Source organism: Streptomyces sp. NPDC091287, assembly GCF_044768525.1.
Classification (GTDB): domain Bacteria; phylum Actinomycetota; class Actinomycetes; order Streptomycetales; family Streptomycetaceae; genus Streptomyces.
In genome coordinates, this window is record NZ_JBIVUV010000007.1 from 317,471 (window position 1) to 339,834 (window position 22,364).

A 22,364-nucleotide genomic window follows, 5' to 3' on the forward strand; every position below is an offset into this window, starting at 1 on the left:
TAATGCGATAGCAAAGTTCTGGTCGTTATGCTCTGCTGCAGTCGTATCCGCAAGGAGCGATCGGACTGGGCTTCACCGCGACCGCCATCCGGCAAACCGCAAGGTGGGGCACCCTCACCATTCCGAACATTCATCCGGTTATAAGCAGCGCATTCGTCAATATGACCCGACCACACCGCTCCCCGGCACCGCCGGATGCAGGAGGCAGGCCACCATGCAGTCCCTCGTAGAACACGCCCGGACATTCACCGAGCACGTCGCCGCGAACGCAAAGCAATTCGAACATCTAGCGGACGGCCAGACCCCCGAAGCACTCTTCGTCACGTGCTCGGATTCCCGTGTCGTCCCCTCACTGATCACCGGCGCCCGCCCGGGTCAGCTCTTCGAACTCCGCACCGCGGGCAACATCGTTCCGCCCTATCCGGCGCAGGACCGGCCCACGGGCGAGGCCGCGACCATCGAGTACGCGCTGAGCGCGCTCCAGGTGCGGGACATCATCGTGTGCGGGCACTCCCATTGCGGCGCCGTGGGCGCCGTGTTCCGCGGCGACGACCTCTCCGCCATGCCCGCCGTCCGCCACTGGCTGGAGCACTCCACGGACGGCAGGGACCCGGCGGCCGACCCCGACGACCTCCCTCTCGCGATCCAGGCCCACGCCCTCGCCCAGCTCAACACCCTGCGGGGCTACCCCGCCGTGCGCGAGCGGCTCGCCGAAGGCACCCTCGGCCTGCACGCCTGGTACTACGAAGTGCACACCGGCTCCGTCAGCGTTCACCGACCGGAGCGCGGGACCGAGTTCGCCCGCCTTTGACGGTTTTCCCTCCCCCACGCTCGCGCGCTCGGCCCCCCGGCCGGGCGCGACCGTACCCACAAGGGAAACCCATCGTGATTTCCGCGAAGGAACTCAAGAACCCCCACGTCGTACGGCGTGACCTGCTGGCGTCACTCGTCGTCTTCCTGGTCGCGCTGCCGATGTGCGTCGGCGTCGCCGTCGCCTCCGGAGTGCCCGCCGAACTGGGCCTGGTCACCGGCATCGTCGGCGGGCTCGTCGTCGGCTTCCTGCCGGGCAGCAAGCTCCAGGTCAGCGGACCGACCGCCGGACTCACCGTGCTGGTCTACGAGACGGTCAAGGAATTCGGCCTCAGCACGCTCGGCCCGATCGTGCTGGCCGCCGGACTGCTCCAGGTGGTGCTCGGCCTGGCACGCTTCGGCCGCTGGTTCCGTGCCATCTCCGTCTCCGTGGTACAGGGCATGCTCGGCGGCATCGGCCTGATCATCGTGCTCGGCCAGGTGTACGCCATGGCCGACACCGAACAGCCGGGCAGCGGTCTCGCCACGCTGGCCGGACTCCCGGGTCTCGCCGTCGAGATCATCACGAACCAGGAGGCCCTCACCGCCTTCGGCCTCGGCGCCGGAACCGTCGCCGTGCTGCTGCTGTGGCCGAAGCTCCCGGCGACCGTACGCCTCCTCCCGGCGCCCCTCGCCGCGGTCGCCCTGGCCACGGCCGTCGCCTCGCTGGCAGGGCTGCGGCCGGCTGTGGCCGATGTGAACGGACTGCTGCAGGCCATCGATCCGCCCGGCGGGGCGGAGTTCGCCCGGCTCGCCGATGTGGCGATCATCGGCACCGTCCTGGCCATCGCCCTCATCGCCTCGGCCGAGAGCCTGTTCAGCGCGGCGGCCGTCGACCGGATGCAGGACGGGCCCCGCACCGACTACGACAAGGAGTTGGTGGCCCAGGGCGTCGGCAACACCATCTGCGGGGCGCTCGGCGCGCTCCCGATGGCCGCGGTCATCGTCCGCAGCACCACCAACGTCCAGGCCGGGGCGACCACCGCGCTCTCCCGGATCGCCCACGGCCTGTGGCTGCTGCTCCTGGCCGCGCTGCTGCCCGCCGCCGTCGGGATCATCCCGCTGGCCGCGCTGGCCGGGATCCTCGTCCACGCCGGGTGCAAGCTGGTGCCCGTCAAGGAGTTCGGCCCGCTGTGGCGCGAACACCGCGGGGAGGCCGTGCTGCTGGCGATCACCGCGATCGCGATCGTCGTGACCAACCTGTTCGAGGGGGTCGTGATCGGCCTGCTGCTGGCGGTGGTCAAGTCGGCCTGGGAAACCTCGCACGTCCAGCTCACCACCCGTCGGCTCACCGGCGGCCGGGTCGTGGTGACCCTCACCGGGAACGCCACCTTCCTGCGACTGCCCCGCATCCTGGAGCAGTTGGAGAAGCTCCCGCAGGACCAGCCCATAGAGCTGGACCTGACCGGTCTGCGCCACCTCGACCACGCCTGCCGGGTCGCCCTCGAGAACTGGGCGCGCCGGCACAACAACGCGGAGATCGAACCGGTGACGATCCGCCGGTAGCCGGGACTCGGGGCAGCGGGCCCGGACAGCGGCCCGAACAGCGGCAGGGCGTCGGGCGCTTCACGTGAAGCGCCCGACGTCCCCACGGGCGTCCAGCCGTTACGGCTTGCGGGCGACGAGCCCCCACTGGTCGACCGGCACCGCGTCGTCCTCCTCGGGCCGCCAGCGGTCGATCGAGACGAATCCCGGCTCGACCAGCTCCAGGCCCTTGGCGCAGTCGGTGATCTCCTCAGGCTTCCGGACGAGGTAGGGCGGGTTGTCGCCCGACGCGTACGCCTCCTGGGCGGCCAGCGTCTGAGGCGTCGTCACCGTGTCGCAGAGCACCAGGTAGCTTCCCGCCGGCATCCGGGCCAGGTACCGCTGGACGACCTCGATGCCCTCGGCCGGAACGAGGTGCCCCAGGGTCGAGAGCAGGAGAACGGCCACGGGTTCGGACAGGTCGAGCGTCTTGGACGCCTCGTCCACGACCGCGTCCGCATCGGACAGATCGGCGTCCACGTAGGCCGTGCGGCCCTGCGGGGCGCTGGTCAGGAGCGCCTCGGCGTGGGCCAGGACGATCGGGTCGTTGTCCACGTAGACGATCCGCGACTCGGGTGCGATGCTCTGCGCCACCTCGTGCGTGCTGTTCGCCACCGGAAGCCCGGTCCCGACGTCCAGGAACTGGCGTACCCCCGCCGAGGCGAGGTGGTGGATCGCCCGGATCTGGAAGGCGCGTGAGGCACGGGCGATGTCGACCATCTGCGGGTAGGCCGCGCTCACCACGTCGGCCAGCTCCCGGTCCACCGGGTAGTGGTCCTTGCCGCCCAGCCATGCGTTCCACACGCGCGCGGAGTGGGGAATGTCGGACCGGATCCGGCGGCGGAAATCGTCGTTTTCGACGCTCATGTCTCTCCTCTACTCACTGTCCGTACAAGGCCGTTGACCGAATACCCGCTGGCCGGGGCCCTGAGGGTGACCGTACCCCGCCGTCCGGCGGCACGCAGCGGGGGCGCCCCGCCCCGCTCGTCCGCCCGACCCGCCGGCCGCGGCGCGGAGCCTGCCGCGGGCAGAGATCCGGAGATCATGATGCTCCCGATTTCTGCCATGGAGCGTCTGTTCACCGGTCTGCGGTGCGTCGGCGGCACGCACACCTGTCAGGTGCGGACGCGCGACTGGGACAGCGACCACTCATCGGCCACGACGCGTGGAGCCAGGAGGTCACGCTCGGCTGCTGAGCCCGGCCGTGGGCGCCACCGGCTCGTTGAGCTTCCCGAACGGCACGTGGACGCTCGGGGTGGTCCGCGAGGTGCTCTCCAGGTGGCCCTGCTGGTCGTCGAAGAAGATGTGCGGCTTGAGGATCTTCATGATCCGGCCCTTGTCGATGCCGCCGAGGAAGAACGCGTCGTTGACGGTCACGCCCCACCCCTTGAGGCTCTGCACCGCGCGCTCGTGCGCCGGTGCGTTGCGCGCCGTGACGATGGAGACGTGCAGGCGGATCCGGTAGTCGGGGTTCTTCCGGCGCTCCTGCTCCTCCCGCTGCTGGATCCGGTTCACGTTCGCCAGGAAGTCCCTCAGCGGCCCGGCGTCGTGCGGAATCCCGGCGTTGGTGACCTCGTGGGCGCGGAACTTCTCTATCCCGCCCTCCTGGAACACCTGCTCCGACGCGTCCGTGGCCAGGACCCCGTCGAAGTCGAAGGAGATCCGCAGGTCGTGGTCGTCGACGTCGTCCTCGTAGGGGGCTCCCAGGACGTGCCCGGCGGGCAGCCCGGCGGCGACCGCCTCCCGGACGTCCGTCTCGTTCGCCGACAGGAACAGGGACATGTTGAGGGCGGGCATGAACCGGTGGGGCGAGCGGCCCTGCATGAAGATGGCCCTGCTGATGGGCAGACCGTGGCTCTCTATGGAGCGCATGACCCGCAGGCCGGTGTCGGGGTCGTTCCGGGACAGGACGATGACCTCGACCAACGGGTCGTCCACCTCGCCCAGGTCGTTCAGCGAGAGCAGGCGCCTGATGAAGGGGAACGCGCTCCCGGGGCGGAGCCGGTCGCCGACGCGCTGCTCCTGGTGGGCGCGGTAGCTCTCCTCGCCCTGTTCCCGGAAGACGGCGTCCGACTCGGTCAGGTCGAAGAGCGCGCTGGACGCGATCCCGATGACCAGTCGGTCGGCGAGTTCGTAGTACACGGCGCCCCCTCCGGTCGGCCCCTTACCGACGCGCCCCCACTATCGCACCGCCGTCACCCTGTTCCCGCACGGGCCGGAGCGGTCAGCTCAGCAGCAGGGCGCTGTCCCAGGACGTGGTCGGCACGTTCCCGGTGGCGTACGTGTGCAGGGCGAGGGCGATGCCCGCGGCTCCCTCCAGGAAGCCGGGGCGGTCGAGTTCGCGCGCCGCGAGCGTATGGGAGTAGCGGTAGCCGAACGGGGCCTCGGGGTCGAACCCGCCCAGCACCCGCGCCGCCAGCCCGTCGGCGGCGGCGTGGAGGTCCGGGTCGGCGGTGTCGTGGGCGGTGCGCAGCACGATCTGGAGGTGGCCGGCCCAGCCGTGGCAGAGCGCGGAGTCGCGGATCAGGTCGTCGTCGGCCGCCGTCAGGGCGCCGAGAAGTGCGGCGTGCGCGTCGGCGTGCCAGTCCGGCCGGTCCAGCGCGGTGCCGGCGAGATGGACGGCGCGGGCCGCGCCGAGAGCGCCGTAGCACCAGGAGTCCCGTCCGCGTTCCGGCGCTGCTCGGTTCTCGATGCGCTCGCGGGTCATCAGGTGCGGCCAGCGCGGGCCCGCCTCGTCGGTGGTGCGCAGGCGGGTCAGCAGCTCCATGATCCGCTCGATGGCCTCGTCCTGACGGTCCACCCGAAGCCCTGCCCGCCAGGCGACGGAGAGGAGCGCGAGCGGCCCGGGGACACCGTGGGCGAGGCCGAGGTTGACGTGTTCGGCGAGCCCGTGGTCGAGGCCTTCGGTGATCCACCAGGAGGGCAGCCGGGAGCCGTGCCGCGTGAGGTCCTCGGCGGTGGCGACGGCCACGAGGGAGGTGAGCACCTCGGTCAGCGCGACGCCCGCCGCCTCGCGCTCCTCCCGCCCGTCCGCCGCCCGGTGACGGGCCAGCAGATAACGGCCGATCCCGGCGGTGCCGCCGAGGACGTCGTAGCGGCTCCACGCTCCGGCCGGCTCCCCGGCGTCGGCCCGCTCCAGGTCGGCCCGTGCACGGGCGCGGGCCTGGTCGACGATGTGCCGGTCCAGTCCGGTGAGCATCGTGGTGTAGCCGCCGGAGCCGACGGCCGCCGTGTGCCCGGCGTACGCGAGGGCCACCATGCCGCCGAACAGCGACTGGGGGCGCAGCCGGATCCCGGCGGCGAGCGCGGCGGAGAGGTGCGCATGGGCCCGCTCGCGCGCTTCGGCGTCCTCGGCCGCCAACTCGGCGTGGAGCAGGGCGACTCCGGGGTGGCCGTCGGAGAGCAGCAGCGGGTCCCACACCGGTTGGGGGTCGCCCGGGTAGTGCATCAGGTTGTCCGGCACGCCCGCGATCCGGGCCACGCGCTCCGGGTCGGCCAGCCGGTCCGCGATCTCCGCGACGACCCGGGCGGCGGCCTGCCGGTGGGCGGGTCCGCGGACGGCGGGCCCGGGCGTCCCATCGGTGGGCGTTCGGTCAGTGGGTGTTCGGTCAGTGGGTGTTCGGTCAGTGGGTGTCGACGCGGGTGACGGCACGGAAGCTCTCCAGTTCCTGCAGCAGGCGGCGGACGTCCGCGCGCCGGGCCTCGGGCAGGTCACCGACCCGCACCGTCTCACCGGCGTCCAGCAGGCGCAGCACCGCGAGGGCTTCGGCGCCGGTCGCGCCGGAGGTGACATGGCCGTTGGCGGCCCAGCCGTGCGGGCCATCGCCGGGAGCGGGCAGCAGCGGGGCGCAGCCACGTACGGGGGTGTCGTCGTCCAGGGGGCGCGGGGCGGCGGGCGGCTCGGTCGGCCAGAAGCCGCCCGCCGTCCTGACGCGCAGCGCGAGCGCGGTGGCCCGGCCGGCGAACCGCTCCTCGTCCAGGTGTTCCGCGAAGGCGCCCACGGCGTCGGCCAGGGCCCTGGGCAGTTCCCCGGCCAGCCGGCCGCCCGGACCGGCGTCCGGGGTGAACAGCGGGGCGGAGCTCTTCGGCCGGGTGCCCCGGAACAGGTCCTTGATCTCGTAGTACGGCCGGTGCTCGCGGCGCGGAATGCCCACGTTGACGCTGGTCGCCGGGGCGTCCGAGGCGCTCTCCCCCACGTGGTAGTAGCGCGCGGGCCAGTACAGCAGGTCTCCCGGTTCGACCTCGGCGACGAACGAGGACGCCAGGTACGGCTGATAGTCCAGCACCGTGTGCACCGGGTCCGACCACGGCCGCTCGGCCCAGAACCGCATCCGCTTGGTGCCGCGTACGCAGAACATGAAGGTGGCGAAGCGGTCCTGGTGCACGCCGACCGGGCTGTGCTCGTAGGAGCCGTGGAACATCGTGGAACCGGCGGTGTGCGTGGGCTGTCCGACCCGCTCCCACAGCCCGGCGTAGAACCGCTGCGCGCGGTCCCACAGCGGGTGGGAGAAGGAGTGGAAGCGGTGGACGACGAGGGCGTAGCGCTGCCCGTCCAGCCGGTCGGCCATGCGCCGCTCGTAGCCGTCGAGCGAGCCGTCGCGCGACTGGGGCAGATAGTCGTGGGGCCGGGTCTGCTGCCGCCGCCGCACAAGGAACTGGACATTGCCCGGCACGGCGAGCGGATGGGGCGGGCGGCTGCCGAGCACGGCGGCCCCGAACACCTCGCGCTCGTCGAACGGCGCCGTGTCGAGGCCCTTGTACAGGACGGGCGCCCGGTCCCAGAAGCGGTCGGCGAAGGTGTCCCAGTCGAAGGACTTCTCGACCGTCAGCGTCATCGTGCCCTCTCCTCGGCCAGCTCGATGCCGCGCAGCCGGTACAGCCTGTCGAGCAGCGCGAGCACCGTCGGATCGTTCCTGTCGTCGTCGCCCGCGGCGAGGGCGCGGCAGACGTCGTCGGCGCCGGTCTCCTCGCCGTCGCCGAGGGCGGCGTACACCCGGTCGCCGGCGGTACTCGGCAGGGTGAAGACGTTCCCGTCGACGGCCCAGACCTCGTGCGCGGGCCCGTCGGCCATCCGGACGATCTCGCCGGTGCGGCGGAAGCGGGTGTCCCGGGTGATGGTGACGCGCTCGCGGGGCACCGGAATCGGTTCGAGCCCGGCGGCCGAGCGCAGCGCGGCCCAGCGGATCCGCAGCGTCCTGCGCAGCCGTTCGCCGTCCACGGCTCTGCGCAGTTCGTCGCCGAGCGCGGTCAGGCGGGGCAGCACACCGTCCCGGTCGTCGATACGGGTTCCGGGGCCGAACGGGAAGTAGGGCACGGTCTCGTCGTTGTCCTGGCCCGCGTGCACCAGGTCGGCGAGCAGGTCGCGCAGCGCGGTGAACGGCAGCCCCCGGTCGACCGGGATCCGCAGGCGGAGGGCGACGCACCGTTCGCGGTAGGTGTCCACGTGCCGCTGGTCGCCGGGCCAGTACAGCAGTTCCCCGGCCTCGGCGCCGAGGGTGCGCGCACCGGGCACGTCCCGGTCCGGGTCGGCGATGTCCGCCGGTGGGGGCCCGCCGCGCTCGTCCCACAGCGTCACGTCCATGCGCCCGCGCAGCACCCAGGTCAGCGCCGCGTGCGTCGGGGCCTCGGCCGCGCCGGCGTGCTGGGTGAACCGGTCGCCGGTGAGCACCTCGGCGGTGAGGGGGAGGTTGGGCCAGCCGACGTGTCGCCAGAGCCCGCTGACCGTGTCCCGTACGGCGGACCACAGGGCGTGGTCCAGGAGGAGCGGCTGTCGCACGGTCAGCAGGTAGCCCTGTCCGGGGACCTCGGCGTCCAGCCGGTCGAGGTAGTCGTCCAGGGTCCGGTCCGTGGTGTCCGGCAGCAGGGTTCCGGGGGCGCGCAGCCAGCCGTCGCCGAGGAGGAACCGGACGTCGGGCATCACCCAGAAGCGGGTGCCCGCGCGGAACGGTGCGCAGGAGGCGACGTTCAGGGGGTGGACCTCGTCGAGGCCGAACGGCGGGCGGGCGCGCAGCCGGACGGGCCGCCGGTCCCAGTAGCGCTGCCCGAACAGCTCCCAGTCGACGCCGTCCGGCGTCCACCGCGCCTCGGGGGCCAGCGTGCTCATGATGCTTCCCTTCCGGTCAGGGGGAACCGCCGCCGGATCCGGTCCGTGTGGTCGGCGAGCGGTTCCATGCCGAGAGCGGCCCGGCGGTGGTCCACGTCTTCCGGGTCCTCTACCGGCCAGGGGACCAGCACTCCGCCGACGGGCTCGAACTTCGTTCCGTACACCTGCGGGAGACCGTCGGTCACCCGCAACTCGTCGGTCAGATAGGCGATTTCCCGCCACGGCAGATCGCCGCGCTCCGCGGCGTCCCGCATCAGCTCCAGGCAGTGGCGGCGGAAGTCCAGGTGCTCCCGGGCGTGTTGGACGAGGCGGCTCGCGGCGGCGGCCGCCTCCGCGCCGACCAGGGCGTGCCCGGGCCAGCCGTGGTCGGCCACGACCGTGGTGAGCCAGGTGATGCCGGCGTCGGTCAGGTCCCGCAGGCGGCGCTCGGCGGTCGCGTCGCTCATACCGCCGTCGGCCCACGGCGCCCGGACGGCGCCGTCGAGCCAATCGAGCCGCAGCAGCCTGCGCCGGATCTCCCCGGCGGGCGCGGGCTCGACCGGGGCTTCGGGCGCGTCGATCGGGTCGATGCGCAGCCATACCTTCCGCCGGTCCCAGAGGTAGGTGATCCGTCGGCCGGCCTCCGGCCAGTCGAAGGCGACCCGGCCCTCGGCGGGGCTCTGGAGGTGGAGTCGGACACCCAGCTGGGCATCCGTGACGACGTGGTCCGTCACATCGTCGAACACGTGCTCCACGGCGTCCCGGAGGGCCACGCCGAGACCGGCGAGGGTGAGGTTCTCGCCCTCCAGCAGCTCCCGCAGTGGGGGCCAGCCGCCCTCGGGTGCGGGCCGGGCGGCGACCCGGGCCGTCCCGAACGGCACGGGCGGCGGTTCGACGCTCAGCACCGGCCCGCCCGCCAGGGAGCGGACGAAGTAGGGCACGTCCAGACGTCGCAGCTGGTCACGTTCGGCCCGGTCGAAGTGGACGTCCGGGTCGGTGGGGTGGGGCGCCGCACCGCCGCCGGACAGCCAGCGGGGCATGAGCGCGTCGAAGTACCGGAACGTGGGCTGCCGCAGGACGCGTACGTGGTGGCCGGCGGTGGCGGTCGACAGGAACTCACCGATGGCGGGCCGCTGTCGGCACATCAGGGTCCAGGCGTCGAACATGCCGCGCAGCATGGCCGGGAGGTAGGGCCCGTAACCGGTCCGCCCGTCGGTGTCGGCGACGACGTTCCTGGTCTCTTCCCGGGTGAGGGACACGCGGCGGCGGTGGAGGCGCAGTTCCCCCGTCGGCCGCTCGGTCCAGCACACCGGCGGGCCCTCGGCGTCACACCAGCGAGCGGTGCGCTCCAGGCCGACGTGGTGCTGGTCGATCTCGGCGGTCGCGTCGTGCAGGAGGCCCGTGTCGTAGAGGCGCGGGACCCGGCAGAAGTAGATCTCCAGGTCGATCGGGTAGAGCAGGGGCTCGTGGTCGCCGGGCCGGCTGCCGGTGACCACGTTGCCGCCGATCATGTCGGTGATCCCGAAGGCGAACATCGCGGCGGTCAGCGAGCCTGTGCGGTGCCAGAACCGCGCCGACTCCCCCGGGGTGAGCCGGGTTCCGGTCAGCTCCCACGGTCCGGAGACCCGGATCGGTCCCCATTGTGCGGGTGGCTCGATCCACTCCTGCCACAGGTAGCCGGGCTCGGCTCCGGGCCAGCAGGACAGCACGGGCAGCCGGACCTCGCCGGATGCCGTGGGCGCGTGGTTGAGCAGATCGAACAGCGAGGCGGGTGAGGCGGGCGACGCGGATGCGGCGGATCCAGCGGACGCGGCGGACGCGGTGAACAGCAGCTCGCCGGAGGCCGGCCGCGGTTTGTAGGCGACCCGGCCGCCGCCGGCGCAGTCGAGGCGCAGGACGCGCTGGCGTCCGTTGTGGGTTTCCTCGCCGTGGGCCCACAGTCCGACGACCGGCCCCCGGAACGCGGGTTCATCGGGCCAGCAGGCGTTCATGTCCCGGAGCAATCGGTCGAGGAACAGCGTCAGGAATTCCTCGCAGCGCACCGCCCACTCGGCCACCCGGGCACGGGCGTAGTGCGGTCTTCCGGCAGCGCAGGCCACGAATGCCTCGGATACCACGGGGCCAAAGATATCGGCGTTGGTGATATCCAGTATTCCGGCGGAAACCACGGCCGAATAGCGTGGTCCGGAGAATACGCACCAGGCGTCCAGCCGGTCCCACAGGTCCAGCAGCGGAGCGAACCGCCGGTCGCGGAGAGCGTGTTCGATCATCCGTGCGTCCGCCTCGCCGCCGAGCAGCCGGTCGATCGCGACCGTCCCTTCGGGGCCGGCCGTGACGACGGGCGGGAACAGCCCGCCGGCCTCGCCCTTCCGGACGGCGTCGAGCACCCGTCGCGCGACCGGGGAGAGTTGGGGCGATCCGTCCCGTTCGGCACCCTGGCCGGACTTCGGGGCGGGCCCTCGCCCGGTGCCGCCGCCGGGATCTCCGCCGAGGTTTCCACGGTTTCCACCGAGATCTCGGCCGGGGTCGCCCATCTCCCAGAGGGGCTCGACGTCCATGGGTGAATCCGGCACAGCAGCCCTTCGGCTCGTCACGGGGAGGGGAGGGGCGGCGCACCCGGGTGGCGCCGACGTGGCGACACCACCCGGCGCGCGTCAACAGCAGTAGATGCTCGCGCACGAACCACAGGCCGTGCCGCTGCCCGAGTTCGTCGGTGAAGCGAGCGGCGGAATTTCTTGTTCCAGATCGCCGATCACCAGATCGAATACATCATCGGCGTTCCGGTCCGTTCCGCCCTGGACCTTTTCTTCGACTGCCTGCATGAATATCCTCCTCCCGTACTGGCCAATTGATCCGTCACTCAGTAGAACAATGCGGCATGCCCATGTCAACGAGCAGGCACGGACGCACGGCTTTACTGGCCGGTAGGCATCTATGCGACGCAGGTCACACTCCTCTACGGTCGGGGCACTGCCCCGGCCCCTCCACATCGGCGAGCCGCCGACCGGGCCCGGGCATCCCCGTCTCCCGCCCCAGGAGGTTCCATGCCACCCCCCACCGCCCGCCGCTCCCGGCGCAGGCTCCCCGTCGCGGTACTCGCCGCCGTCCTCGGCACGGTCACCCTCGGCGCCCCCTCCCCCGCGTCGGCGTCGAACACCGCCGGCGGAGGGGACTACCTCGTCGGGCGAGGCATCTCCGACGTCACGGGCGAGGCCGCCGAAACCGGGATGATGGGCTACTCCAGCTTCGACCAGAAGACGTCGGGCATCCATCAGCGGCAGCGGTCGCGCGCCTTCGTCGTCGTCGACCGGTCGAGCGGCAAGCGCGTGGTGTACGTCAACGCCGACCTCGCGATGATCTTCCAGTCCGTCCAGCAGGGGGTCATCGCCCGTCTGAAGGAGCGTTACGGAGACCTGTACGACGAGGAGAACGTCCTGCTGTCGGCCACCCACACCCACTCGGGGCCCGGCGGCTACTCCCACCACGTCGCCTACAACCTCTCCGTCCTCGGCTTCCAGAAGGAGACCTACAGGGCGATCGTCGACGGCATATCGGACTCCGTCGCCAAGGCCCACGACGACCTGAAGCCCGGCGCGATGAGCCTGGGCACGGGAACCCTCACCGACGCCAGCGTCAACCGCTCCCGCGAGGCCTTCGACCGCAACCCGGCGGCCGACCGGGCGGCGTTCCCGGACGCGATCGACCCGGCGATGACCGTCCTGCGCTTCAAGCAGGGCGACAGGGACGCGGGCGCGATCAGCTGGTTCGCCACCCACAACACCTCGATCACCAACAAGAACACGCTCATCAGCCCCGACAACAAGGGCTACGCCGCCTACGCCTGGGAGCACGACCACGAGGGCGTGCGCTACCTCGACGACACCCCCGGGTTCGTCGCGGCCTTCCCCAACACCAACGCCGGCGACATGTCGCCGAACCTCAACCTGAAGCCGGGATCCGGGCCCACCGAGGACGAGTTCGAGAACACGCGCGTCATCGGCGAGCGCCAGCTCGACAAGGCCCGCGAGATCTACGACGACACACGGCCCGTCTCCGGAGGGGTCGACTCCCGGCTCGCCTACGTCGACATGGAGAACGTCACCGTACGCCCGGAGTACACCCCGGACGGCGAGGAGCACCGCACCTGCCCCGCCGTCGTGGGCGCGTCCACGCTCGCGGGCAGCGTCGAGGACGGTCCCGCGATCCCCGGCTTCGAGGAGGGCACCCGCACCCCGGTCGCGGGCATCATCGACGCGTTGCGCATCGACACCCCGTCCTGGCTCGCGACCTGCCAGTACCCCAAGGCGAGCCTGATCCCCACCGGGCTGCTGAGCAACGTCCACCCGGTCACCCCGAAGCGCCTCCCGCTCCAGATCATGAAGATCGGCGAGCTGCACCTGGTGGCCGCCCCGGGCGAGTTCACGATCACCTCCGGCCTCCGCGTACGCCGTACGGTGGCCGAGCGGCTGGGCGTCCCGCTGGACCGCGTCCTGCTCCAGGGGTACGCCAACGCCTACAGCCAGTACGTGACGACGCCGGAGGAGTACGACACCCAGAACTACGAGGGCGGCTCCACGCTGTACGGCCGCTACACCCTGCCCGCCTACCAGCAGGAGTACGCCCGGATCGCGGACTCCCTGCGCGAGGGCACCACCCTGGAGCGGGGCGCGACGCCTCCTGACGAGTCGGGCCGGCAGTTCACCTTCCAGACGGGGGTCGTGTACGACAACCCGCCCGCCGGCAAGGCGTTCGGTGGCGTCCTCAAGGCCCCGGAGACCTCGTATGCGCGCGGCTCCACCGCGACCGTCGAGTTCGCCACCGGACACCCGAAGAACAACGTCCGCCGGGGCTCCACCTTCCTTGAGGTGCAGCGGCTGGAGAACGGCACATGGCAGCGCGTGCTGGACGACGGCGACTGGGAGACCACCTACCGCTGGACGCGGCTGAACGGTCTGACCGGCACCTCGAAGGCCACGATCACCTGGGACATCGCGGCGGACACGGCACCCGGCACGTACCGGATCGTCCACCACGGGGACGCCAGGAGCCTGCTCGGGAAGATCACGCCGTTCAGCGGGGCGACGGGGTCCTTCACGGTGAACTAGAAGGTTACGGAGTGCGCGGGGTGGGCTGGAACCAGGCGGGGCCCTCGGTGAGGGCCTGCTTGATCCGGAACAGGGCGAACTCGCCGAGCGGCGGGAGCCCGTCCAGCGGGAACCAGCCCACCTCCAGCGACTCGTCGTCGTTGACCCGCGCCTCACCGCCGGTCGCCCGGCAGCGGAAGGTGACGTCGAGGTACTGGCAGATGTCACCGTTCGCGTACTGCACGGGATCCAGCGCCTGCGTGAGCACCACCCGCTCGGCCACACAGTGCACGCCGGTCTCCTCCAGCACCTCGCGCTCCGCCGTCGCCGCCGGCTCCTCGCCCGGTTCGCAGATCCCGCCGATGACCGACCACTTACCGGTGTCCGCGCGCCGCCCGAGCAGCACACGGTCCTCGTCGTCGAGGACGATGGCTGTCACCCCGGGCAGCAGGAGCAGCTGGTGCCCGGCGGTGGCGCGGATGTCACGGATGAAGTCGGGAGTAGCCATGGATCCGAGCCTACGTGGCCGGGTCAGGTGCTACTTCCCGGCCCCCGGCTCCGGCGGGCCCGGAACGCCGAGACGCTCACCCAGCCCAGGCCCGCCAGGGCCAGCAGCGCGATGACACCCTCGGGCAGGGGGCCCATCCGGGTGGCGGGGGTGAGCGAGGAGCGCAGCGGGACCTCGTCGACGAGGGCGTCGGGGGTGAACATCCCGCTCTTCTCGACGATCGTGCCGTCCGGGCGGATCACCGCGCTGACCCCGCTGGTGACGGGGACGACGACGGCCCGACCGTGCTCGACGGCCCGCACCTGGGACATGGCCAGCTGCTGGTAGGTCATCTCGCTGCGGCCGAACGTCGCGTTGTTGCTCGGCACGGCGATCATCTGGCCGCCGTGGGTGACCGTGTCGCGTACGGCGTCGTCGAAGGCTGCCTCGTAACAGGTCACGAGCCCCACCTTCGTCCCCGCGAGGTCGAAGACGCCGACCTCGGTGCCGGGGACGAACTCGCGCTGCACCCGGTCGACGTCCTCACTGAAGAAGCGGGCGACGGTGCGCATCGGCATGTACTCACCGAACGGCTGGATGTGCCGCTTGTCGTACGTGTCGACGGGGCCCTGTTCCGGGTCCCACTCGATCAGGGTGTTGCGGAGGCTGTCGGAGCCCTTCTCGACCACCGAGCCGACGACCGTGGGGGCGCCGATCGCCTTGACGGCGTCGTCGATGACCTGGCGGGCGTCCGCGTTGAGGTAGGGGTCGAGGTCGGAGGAGTTCTCCGGCCACAGCACGAAGTCGGGCTGCTTCTCCTTGCCCGCCTTCACGTCCTCGGCCAGCTGCGCGGTGCGCCGGGCGTGGTTGTCGAGGACAGCGCGGCGCTGGGAGTTGAAGTCGAGGCCCAGGCGCGGCACGTTGCCCTGGATCGCGGCGACGGTGGCCGTGCCGTTCTCCGCCGAGTCGTCGACCAGGGGCAGCGCGGCGAGGGCTCCGGCGACCGGCACGAGGACGCTCACGGCGGCGCCGACGACGGCGGCACGCGGGACCCTTCCCGTCCTGCGGTACGCGACGAGCTGTCGCACGGCCTCGTAGAGCCCGAAGCCGCACAGGACGACGGCGAAGGAGAGCAGCGGGGTGCCGCCGAGCGCGGCGAGCGGCAGGAAGACGCTCTCGGACTGGCCGAAGGCGATCTTGCCCCAGGGGAAGCCGTTGAACGGGATCCGGGCGCGGACCGCCTCGTCCAGCGTCCAGACCGCGGCCGCCCACACGGGCCAGTACGCGAGCCGGGTGACCGCGGCGATGCCGAGGCACCCCACCGCGATGAAGAGCGCCTCCGCGGCGGCCAGGGCCAGCCACGGCACCGGGCCGACGTCCTCACCGGTCCAGCGCAGCAGCGGAAGCATGAAACCGAGGCCCGAGAGGAGACCGAGGCCGAAGGCGGACCTGAGTCGGCGCCCGTGCAGCACCCATCCCAGCAGGGCGAATCCGGGCAGTACGAGCCACCACAGGGGCCGGGGCGGGAAGCTCGCGTAGAGCAGCAGCCCGGAGAGCACGGCGGCGGCCGGGCGGAGGAGCCGCGGCAGCAGTCCGGCGGCCGGAGAGGCTGTGGCGGGCGGCGGGTCGTCGACGGGAGTCATGGTGGCGCTCACCCGGCGGAGTCTACGGTGGGCGGCTGTGAGCGGCGGCGTTGACCTGCGTGGGGCCGGGACGCGGGCGGCTCCGAAGTGCCTCTCGGCCGGCGGTGGGCGGCCCGGTCGGTCACCGGGACGGCGGCCGGCGCGGCCCGGTCGCTCCCCGGGACGGTGGCCGGCGCGGCTCGGCCGGTGGTCCGGTCAGTCGCCCGGTCGGTTTCCGGAGGCCGGCAGGTGCAGGCGTTGCCGGATGAACCGTACGGCCGCCTCCGCGTCGTCGACCGTGACGGTGAAGGTGCGGCCGTCGCCGAGACGCAGGGCCATGCCCTCGCCCTTGCGGACCACGACCGCGGTGCCCTGCTCGGGGCGCCAGCGGTAGCCCCAGCCGCCCCAGTGGCGCGGGTTGATCCGGGGGACGAATTCCGCGCCCGTCACATGGCTGAGCAGGATCCGGCGGCGCGGCAGGCCTGCGTGGCCGCAGCGCACCTCCAGGCTGTCCCCGTCGACCTTGACGGACACGTGGACGAAGGCGAGCGTTCCGAAGAGGATCAGCAGTCCGGCGGCGAGGCAGCCGACCACCGACATGAGCAGCGGGGCGATGCCCGAGGTCCAGGCGCCGTCGACGGCCAGCTCGATGCCGAGGGCCACACAGCCCGCGCCCGCGAGGGCCAGCAGCCACTGGATACGGTTGGTGGCGCGGCCGTTCCACTCCGTGGGCGGCGCCTGGCTCGACCCGTGCGTCGCACTCTCGGGGAGGTCCGTCATATTCAGCAGCGTAGCCGCGTTCCGGGTTCCCGGCCGGGGCCGCGGGGGCCGATCGGGCTACCCGGTCCCGCCGGTCCCGATCCGGCGGCGGCTCCCCGGCGGATCGGTCAGCGGGCGGGCACCGCTGCGGCCAGCATCCGGCCCTCGGCGTAGGTCAGGGCGGCCTGCGGGAGGGCGGCGGGGCGGCCGGCCTGGAGCACGGTGAGCTTGGCGGAGGGCTCGGCCGCCGGGGCGGGGTCCGCTCCGATCCGGCGCAGTGCCTGGGCGGCGACCGCTCCGGCGGACCCGTGCAGGGCGAGCGGCGGGCGGCCGGGCCGCTGCACGGCGTCGCGGATCCGGGCCGCGACCAGCTCGTAGTGGGTGCAGCCGAGGACGACGGCCCGGACGTCGGGCGGGGTGAGGGCGGCGGCGGCCGCTACGGCCCGGTCGATCGCGGCCTCGTCGCCGTGCTCCAAGGCGTCGGCGAGCCCGGGGCACGGGACCTCGGTGACTGCCGCGGTCCCGCCGAAGTCACCGATCAGCCCGCGCTGATAGGGGCTGCCGGTGGTGGCCGGGGTGGCCCAGATGGCGACGGAGCCGCCGCCCGCCGCGGCCGGCTTGATCGCGGGGACCGTGCCGATGACCGGCAGCGCGGGCTCCAGTTCGGCGCGGAGCGCCGGCAGGGCGTGGACGGAGGCGGTGTTGCAGGCGACGATCAGCGCGTCCGGCCGGTGGGCCGCGGCGGCGCGGGCGACGTCCAGGGCGAGCGCGGTGATGTCCTCGGGGGTGCGGGGGCCCCAGGGCATGGAGCCGGGGTCCGAGGAGAGGACGAGTTCGGCGTCGGGCCGCAGGCGGCGCACTGCGGCCGCTGCCGCCAGCAGGCCGATTCCGGAGTCCATGAGCGCGATCTTCACCCGGTCACCCTAGCCGACAGCCCTTGCGGACCGGGCTCAGTGGGGCAGACTTCGGCGGATGAGCGCCGTTGCCTGGATCGCCGTGGGTTCGCTGATCGCGTGGGTGTGGCTGCTGCTGGGGCAGGGCTTCTACTGGCGGACGGACCAGCGGCTCCCCCGGCGCACCGACCCGGCGCGCTGGCCGTCGGTGGCGGTGGTGGTGCCGGCCCGCGACGAGGCGGAGATGCTGCCGGTGAGCCTGCCGTCGCTACTGGTCCAGGACTATCCGGGGGACGTCCGGATCACCCTCGTCGACGACTGCAGCAGCGACGGCACCGGGCGGGTGGCCCGGGAGCTGGCCGCCCGGTACGGCGGGTTCCCGCTGACCGTCGTGACGCCCGGGGAGCCGGAGCAGGGCTGGACGGGCAAGCTCTGGGCCCTGCGGCACGGGATCGCGGTGGCCCGGCGGGACAAGCCGGACTTCCTGCTGCTGACCGACGCGGACATCGCGCACGAGCCGGACAGTCTGCGCGATCTGGTGGCCGCGGCCGGCCCCGGGGGCGAGGGTGGCTTCGACCTGGTGTCGCAGATGGCGCGGCTGCGGGTGGAGAGCGTCTGGGAACGTCTGGTGGTGCCGGCGTTCGTCTACTTCTTCGGGCAGCTCTACCCGTTCCGCCGGGTGAACCGGGCCCGGTCACGGACGGCGGCGGCCGCGGGGGGCTGCGTCCTGCTGCGCACCGAGGCCGCCGAGCGGGCGCGGATTCCGGACTCGATCCGGCAGGCGGTGATCGACGACGTGTCGCTGGCGCGGGAGGTGCGGCGCAGCGGCGGCCGGATCTGGCTGGGGCTCGCGGACCGGGTGGACAGCGTGCGGCCGTATCCGCGGCTGGCGGATCTGTGGCGGATGGTCGCGCGCAGCGCGTACGCCCAGCTGCGGCACAGTCCGCTGCTGCTGGCGGGGACGGTCCCGGGGCTGCTGCTCGTCTATGTGGCGCCGCCCGTGACGCTGGCGGTGGGGCTGCTGACGGGTGACGGGGCGGCGGCCTGGGCGGGCGGCGCGGCGTGGGCGGTGATGACGGCGACGTATCTGCCGATGCTGGCCTACTACCGTCAGTCGCTGTGGCTGGGGCCGCTGCTGCCGCTGACGGCGGTGCTGTATCTGCTGATGACGGTGGACTCGGCGGTCCAGCACTACCGGGGGCGGGGCGCGGCCTGGAAGGGCCGCACCTACGCGCGCCCGGAGGCCGCGCCCGACCGGTGACGCCGCGGAGGGGGGTGCGGCCGGTCCGGGCGGGCGCGGCGGGTCACTTGCGGCCGGGCGTCCAGTTCATGCCCCAGCCGTAGGCGGCGTCGATGGTGCGCTGCGGGCTCATACCCCGGTCCGGGACCAGGTAGCGGGCCTCGCGCTGCACGGTGAGGTCGCCGCCGTTGTTGGTGATCAGTGCCAGGGCGCAGACGGTGGAGGGGACGGTGCACTCGTCGAGGGAGAAGTCGATGGCCGCGCCGTTCTGCGGCTGGAGGGTGACCGTGGCGTGGAGATCGGCGAAGCTCCGGGCGCCTTCGTAGATGGTGACGAAGATCAGTACGCGCCGCAGCAGGTCCTTGTGGTCGAGGTTGATGGTCATGTTCTCGCCGCTGGAGAGGGCGCCGGTGCGGTCGTCGCCGTCGAGATGGATGAAGGGCGGCCTGTTCAGTGAGCCGAACGCGTTCCCGAGCGACTGCACGACCCCCTTCCGGCCGTCGGCGAGTTCGTACAGTGCGCAGAGGTCGAGATCGAGATCGGCGTGCATGGCGACGGCCCGGCCGAGCTTGGCTCCCCAGCTCTTGAACTGTTTGCGCACTTCCCAGTTGAGGTTGACGCGCAGCGCGCCGGAGGTGCCGCCCTGTTTGGCGAGCGAGACGGACGGCGCGCTCTTCGTCAGCGTGACCTTCGTCAGCCGTACGGGCGTCGCGGCCGGCGGGGCGGCGGGCGCGGGGGGCGCCGGCGGGACGGGGGCCGCGGGCGGTGCGACCGGGGCGGGGGCCGGGACGGGGGCCGGGGCGGGGGCCGGGGCGGGGGCCGGGACGGCGGGGCGAGGTTGCGACGGGGTGACGGGGGCCGACGGGGTCTGCTGGACGGGCGGGGCGGGCGGGGCGGCCTGTTGCGGTTCGTCCACGGAGATGCCGAAGTCCGTCGCCAGGCCTTCGAGGCCGGTGCTGTAGCCCTGTCCGACCGCGCGGAACTTCCAGGCGCCCTGTCGCAGGTACAGCTCGCCGAGGATGAAGGCGGTCTCGACCGTGGCGTCCGTACTGTCGAAGCGGGCCAGCTCCGCGCCGCTCGCCGCGTCGGTGACCCGCACATACAGTCCGCTCACCCGGCCGAAGGTCCCGCCGTCCGCCGAGGCGGCGACGACGATCCGGTCGATCGCGGGCTCGACCTTGCCGAAGTCGACGACGAGGGTGTCGGTGACGTGGTCGGGAGCGGCCCGCTTGCCCTCGTGCCGGACCGCGCCGGACGCGTGGGCCGGCTGGTTGTAGAAGACGAAGTCCGCGTCGCTGCGGACCTTGCCCGCCACCAGCAGGAGAGCGGAGGCGTCGACGTCCGGGGTGCCCGCTGCGGCGTGCCGGCCCAGTTCGACGCGCACGGTGCCGGCCGGCACCGCGACGTTGCTTCCCTTTTGCATGGTCATGCTCGCCCCCATCACGAATCCGGCTGCCCGCAGGCTTTCCCCCCACAACCTAACGGCCTGTGGCGGGAAAGCCTCCGGGCGCCGGGACCGTGGCGGACGAGAGCGTGTCCGGCGGACCCGGTCGAGGTCCGCCGGACACGCCCGTGGGTCCCGGCGGTCCGCGCTAGGTGCGCGGAGGGCCTTCACCGTCCGGAGCGGCGCCCGCGAGGGCGGCCTCGCGCGGTGTGTCGTCCGTCGTCGCTTCGGGGCCCTGGACGGCGCCGCTGTGCGTGGTCCACGCCTCCAGGGCGGTGCGGCAGGCGTGGTCCAGGTGGCGGAGCCGCGAGAGGTCGAGCTCCACCGGCCGGTCCTTCGGCAGGGCCTCCAGGGTGTCGAGGATCAGCGGCAGGCGCAGGAAGGTGGCACTGCCGCTGAGGGAGACCGTGGTGCGGTCGTCCTGCTCGTCGATGTCGAGGCGGACGGCGGAGGTCTCCCAGGCCGTCTTGATCACGGCCAGTCCGATGCCGAGCAGCACGCCCATGAACATGTCCGTGAGAACGATCGCCAGCGCGGTCACCACCAGGACCACGGCCTCGCCCCGGTGTTCACGCCAGAGCGGTCGGAAGGTCGCGACGGGGATGAGCTTCGCGCCCGCGTGGACGAGGATCCCGGCGAGGGCGGCCACGGGGATCAGACCGAGTACGGCGGGGAACAGGGCCGCGAACAGCAGCAGCCACGCTCCGTGCATGATCCGGGAGGCCTTGGTGAGCGCACCTGCCTGCACGTTGGCTGCACTGCGCACGATGACGGCGGTCATGGGCAGCGCGCCGACGAGGCCGCAGATGGTGTTGCCCGTCCCCTGGGCGATGAGTTCCTTGTTGTACTGCGTGCGCGGGCCGTCGTGCATCCGGTCCACGGCGGCGGCGCTGAAGAGGGATTCGGCCGAGGCGATGAGCGTGAAGGCGAGGATGACGCCCAGGAGACTGACGTCGGCCAGGAGGCCGAAGTCGTCCAGGCTCGTCAGCCGCAGTGAGTCGATCAGCCCCTGCACCTTGATGGGAGCGACGGGCAGGTCGAACACCGCCACCGCCGCGGTGGCCAGCCCCACGGCCACCAGCGGCCCGGGGAGCACCTGGGGCAGGCGTCCGGGAAGCCGCTTCCAGAGGATCAGTACGACGATGGTGCCGGCGCCGATCGCGGTGGAGGAGATCGCCGCGGCTCCCGTGATCTGCGTGAACAGTTCCGGCAGTCCGGCCAGGTTGTCGAGACCGTTCCCCGGGGCGTCGGCCCCGGCCATGGCGTAGAGCTGGCTGCCGATCAGGACGAGGCCGATGCCGGCGAGCATGCCGTGGACGACGGCGGTCGATATGGCGCGGAACCACCGGCCGAAGCCGACGAGGCCGAGTCCGACCTGGAGGAGCCCCGTGGACAGGACGAGGAGGCCGAGCGCCGCGATGCCGTGGGTGGTGACGGCCTCGTACACCAGGACGGTGAGCCCGGCGGCCGGGCCGCTGACCTGGAGCGAGCTGCCCGGCATCGCGCCGGCGATCAGCCCGCCGACGATGCCGGTGACCAGGCCCAGTTCGGCGGGGACACCGGAGGCGACCGCGATGCCGACGCACAGGGGCACGGCGACGAGGAACACCACGATCGAGGCGAGGAAGTCGCGGGACAGTGCGTCCGGGCGTAACCGGAGTTGTGGAGACGACATGAGAGCTTCAGCTCCTAGAGGAGTGGGGGGAGACAGCAGGTGGCGGCGGGAGCGGCCCGCGTGTTCACCGGTGGGTCGCTGTCACAGGGAGGAGAAGGTTCCGGTGGAGGGCCGGTGGGCCTGCACGGCGCCGGTGTGGACCTCGTAGTACCAGGCGTGCAGCCCGAGCCGGCCCTCGCGCACGGCGCGGCTCACGCACGGGTAGTCGCGCAACGCGTCCAGTTGCGCCACCGCATGGCGCTGTACGGGCTGTTCGCAGTCGGGGCCGAACCCGTCGGGGTCCTGAGGACCGGCCGTCGGGGCACATCTGCCGAGCCAGCCGCGTACCGCCGGCAGGGTCCGCAGATCGTCGCCCCTGGCCAGGGCTCCGACGGCGCCGCAGTGGGAGTGCCCGCAGAGGATGATGTCGGACACCTCCAGCACGCAGACGGCGTACTCGATCGTCGCCATCTCGCTGGTGGGCGCGTCCGGATCGTAGGGCGGGACGATGTTTCCGGCCGTGCGCATCTCGAAGAGCTCGCCGGGGCCGGAGTCGGTCAGCAGGGTGGGGACCACCCGGGAGTCGGAGCAGGTGATGAACATGGCGGAGGGCTTCTGGCCGCCCTCGAAGCTCTGGAGATCACGGCCCGCTCCACCGCAGCGCGAGCGGAAAGTGCGGGCGTGGTCGATGAGTTGTCGCACAGGAGTGTCCTCCATACGGAAGTG

Annotated in this window: 18 protein-coding genes; 4 read left to right on the forward strand and 14 right to left on the reverse strand. The window is 72.5% G+C overall.

Annotation, left to right across the window (positions count from 1 at the left end; all coding sequences use genetic code 11):
• The first annotated feature begins 214 nt into the window (after positions 1-214).
• Together ACIQRW_RS14510 and ACIQRW_RS14515 are read left to right on the forward strand one after the other, a co-directional pair.
• Positions 215-811 (forward strand): carbonic anhydrase, encoded by a 597-nt coding sequence (locus ACIQRW_RS14510; protein WP_403759150.1) that lies wholly within the window; start codon positions 215-217, stop codon positions 809-811.
• A gap of 74 nt (positions 812-885) precedes the next feature.
• Entirely contained in the window at positions 886-2,355 is a 1,470-nt protein-coding gene (locus ACIQRW_RS14515) for a SulP family inorganic anion transporter (RefSeq protein ID WP_403759153.1), read from the forward strand.
• Positions 2,356-2,454: 99 nt separating this feature from the next.
• Here the strand turns inward: ACIQRW_RS14515 and ACIQRW_RS14520 are convergent, their stop codons facing one another.
• The 7 genes from ACIQRW_RS14520 to ACIQRW_RS14550 all read right to left on the reverse strand — a co-directional run bounded on the left by ACIQRW_RS14520 (position 2,455) and on the right by ACIQRW_RS14550 (position 11,277).
• Positions 2,455-3,240, reverse strand: coding sequence for an SAM-dependent methyltransferase (locus tag ACIQRW_RS14520; protein WP_403759156.1), 786 nt, complete (start codon positions 3,238-3,240; stop codon positions 2,455-2,457).
• 312 nt (positions 3,241-3,552) lie between these two features.
• Positions 3,553-4,515 carry a 5'-nucleotidase gene (locus ACIQRW_RS14525; protein ID WP_403759159.1) on the reverse strand — a complete coding sequence of 321 codons (963 nt, stop codon included), beginning with the start codon at positions 4,513-4,515 and terminating at the stop codon, positions 3,553-3,555.
• 82 nt (positions 4,516-4,597) lie between these two features.
• A complete protein-coding gene (locus ACIQRW_RS14530) occupies positions 4,598-6,025 on the reverse strand; it encodes a lanthionine synthetase C family protein (protein WP_403759162.1) in 1,428 nt (475 codons plus the stop codon).
• Positions 5,997-7,208 (reverse strand): JmjC domain-containing protein, encoded by a 1,212-nt coding sequence (locus tag ACIQRW_RS14535; protein ID WP_403759165.1) that lies wholly within the window; start codon positions 7,206-7,208, stop codon positions 5,997-5,999. The genes ACIQRW_RS14530 and ACIQRW_RS14535 overlap by 29 nt, the downstream gene beginning before the upstream one ends.
• A complete protein-coding gene (locus ACIQRW_RS14540) occupies positions 7,205-8,476 on the reverse strand; it encodes a hypothetical protein (RefSeq protein ID WP_403759168.1) in 1,272 nt (423 codons plus the stop codon). Before ACIQRW_RS14540 ends, ACIQRW_RS14535 begins: the two co-directional genes overlap by 4 nt.
• On the reverse strand, positions 8,473-11,013 hold the full coding sequence (locus ACIQRW_RS14545; RefSeq protein WP_403759170.1) for a DUF4135 domain-containing protein: 2,541 nt from the start codon (positions 11,011-11,013) through the stop codon (positions 8,473-8,475). Before ACIQRW_RS14545 ends, ACIQRW_RS14540 begins: the two co-directional genes overlap by 4 nt.
• A gap of 96 nt (positions 11,014-11,109) precedes the next feature.
• Complete coding sequence (locus ACIQRW_RS14550) at positions 11,110-11,277, reverse strand: hypothetical protein (protein WP_003970887.1); 168 nt, start codon at positions 11,275-11,277, stop codon at positions 11,110-11,112.
• A gap of 222 nt (positions 11,278-11,499) precedes the next feature.
• Between ACIQRW_RS14550 and ACIQRW_RS14555 the strand changes: the two genes are divergently transcribed.
• Complete coding sequence (locus ACIQRW_RS14555) at positions 11,500-13,560, forward strand: neutral/alkaline ceramidase (protein WP_403759173.1); 2,061 nt, start codon at positions 11,500-11,502, stop codon at positions 13,558-13,560.
• 4 nt (positions 13,561-13,564) lie between these two features.
• On the opposite strand, the gene ACIQRW_RS14560 is transcribed toward ACIQRW_RS14555, so the two are convergent.
• The 4 genes from ACIQRW_RS14560 to ACIQRW_RS14575 form a co-directional block, all read right to left on the reverse strand.
• Complete coding sequence (locus ACIQRW_RS14560) at positions 13,565-14,047, reverse strand: NUDIX hydrolase (protein ID WP_403759176.1); 483 nt, start codon at positions 14,045-14,047, stop codon at positions 13,565-13,567.
• 23 nt (positions 14,048-14,070) lie between these two features.
• Positions 14,071-15,669 (reverse strand): apolipoprotein N-acyltransferase, encoded by a 1,599-nt coding sequence (lnt, locus tag ACIQRW_RS14565; protein ID WP_403759449.1) that lies wholly within the window; start codon positions 15,667-15,669, stop codon positions 14,071-14,073.
• A 195-nt stretch (positions 15,670-15,864) separates the two neighbouring features.
• Complete coding sequence (locus ACIQRW_RS14570) at positions 15,865-16,428, reverse strand: hypothetical protein (RefSeq protein WP_403759179.1); 564 nt, start codon at positions 16,426-16,428, stop codon at positions 15,865-15,867.
• Between the two features lie 107 nt (positions 16,429-16,535).
• Positions 16,536-17,321 (reverse strand): glutamate racemase, encoded by a 786-nt coding sequence (locus ACIQRW_RS14575; RefSeq protein WP_403759182.1) that lies wholly within the window; start codon positions 17,319-17,321, stop codon positions 16,536-16,538.
• 58 nt (positions 17,322-17,379) lie between these two features.
• Here ACIQRW_RS14575 and ACIQRW_RS14580 point away from each other — a divergent pair, with 58 nt between their 5' ends.
• Positions 17,380-18,561, forward strand: a complete 1,182-nt coding sequence (locus tag ACIQRW_RS14580) for a glycosyltransferase (protein ID WP_403759185.1) — start codon at positions 17,380-17,382, stop codon at positions 18,559-18,561.
• Positions 18,562-18,604: 43 nt separating this feature from the next.
• On the opposite strand, the gene ACIQRW_RS14585 is transcribed toward ACIQRW_RS14580, so the two are convergent.
• The 3 genes from ACIQRW_RS14585 to ACIQRW_RS14595 all read right to left on the reverse strand — a co-directional run bounded on the left by ACIQRW_RS14585 (position 18,605) and on the right by ACIQRW_RS14595 (position 22,340).
• The gene (locus tag ACIQRW_RS14585) at positions 18,605-19,981 is read right to left on the reverse strand and encodes a TerD family protein (protein ID WP_403759188.1); all 1,377 of its coding nucleotides are present in this window, start codon (positions 19,979-19,981) and stop codon (positions 18,605-18,607) included.
• Positions 19,982-20,132: 151 nt separating this feature from the next.
• Positions 20,133-21,659: a SulP family inorganic anion transporter gene (locus ACIQRW_RS14590; protein WP_403759191.1), complete on the reverse strand. Its 1,527-nt coding sequence runs from the start codon at positions 21,657-21,659 to the stop codon at positions 20,133-20,135.
• 81 nt (positions 21,660-21,740) lie between these two features.
• Positions 21,741-22,340, reverse strand: a complete 600-nt coding sequence (locus ACIQRW_RS14595; RefSeq protein ID WP_403759194.1) for a carbonic anhydrase — start codon at positions 22,338-22,340, stop codon at positions 21,741-21,743.
• Positions 22,341-22,364 lie beyond the last annotated feature (24 nt).

Excerpts from the sequence above, each read along its gene's own strand:
- ACIQRW_RS14510 (WP_403759150.1), top strand. The coding sequence starts at position 215 with ATGCAGTCCCTCGTAGAACACGCCCGGACATTCACCGAGCACGTCGCC.
- ACIQRW_RS14520 (WP_403759156.1), bottom strand. The coding sequence starts at position 3,240 with ATGAGCGTCGAAAACGACGATTTCCGCCGCCGGATCCGGTCCGACATT.
- ACIQRW_RS14535 (WP_403759165.1), bottom strand. The coding sequence starts at position 7,208 with ATGACGCTGACGGTCGAGAAGTCCTTCGACTGGGACACCTTCGCCGAC.
- ACIQRW_RS14540 (WP_403759168.1), bottom strand. The coding sequence starts at position 8,476 with ATGAGCACGCTGGCCCCCGAGGCGCGGTGGACGCCGGACGGCGTCGAC.
- ACIQRW_RS14545 (WP_403759170.1), bottom strand. The coding sequence starts at position 11,013 with ATGGACGTCGAGCCCCTCTGGGAGATGGGCGACCCCGGCCGAGATCTC.
- ACIQRW_RS14550 (WP_003970887.1), bottom strand. The coding sequence starts at position 11,277 with ATGCAGGCAGTCGAAGAAAAGGTCCAGGGCGGAACGGACCGGAACGCC.
- ACIQRW_RS14555 (WP_403759173.1), top strand. The coding sequence starts at position 11,500 with ATGCCACCCCCCACCGCCCGCCGCTCCCGGCGCAGGCTCCCCGTCGCG.
- ACIQRW_RS14560 (WP_403759176.1), bottom strand. The coding sequence starts at position 14,047 with ATGGCTACTCCCGACTTCATCCGTGACATCCGCGCCACCGCCGGGCAC.
- lnt (WP_403759449.1), bottom strand. The coding sequence starts at position 15,669 with ATGACTCCCGTCGACGACCCGCCGCCCGCCACAGCCTCTCCGGCCGCC.
- ACIQRW_RS14570 (WP_403759179.1), bottom strand. The coding sequence starts at position 16,428 with ATGACGGACCTCCCCGAGAGTGCGACGCACGGGTCGAGCCAGGCGCCG.
- ACIQRW_RS14580 (WP_403759185.1), top strand. The coding sequence starts at position 17,380 with ATGAGCGCCGTTGCCTGGATCGCCGTGGGTTCGCTGATCGCGTGGGTG.
- ACIQRW_RS14585 (WP_403759188.1), bottom strand. The coding sequence starts at position 19,981 with ATGGGGGCGAGCATGACCATGCAAAAGGGAAGCAACGTCGCGGTGCCG.
- ACIQRW_RS14590 (WP_403759191.1), bottom strand. The coding sequence starts at position 21,659 with ATGTCGTCTCCACAACTCCGGTTACGCCCGGACGCACTGTCCCGCGAC.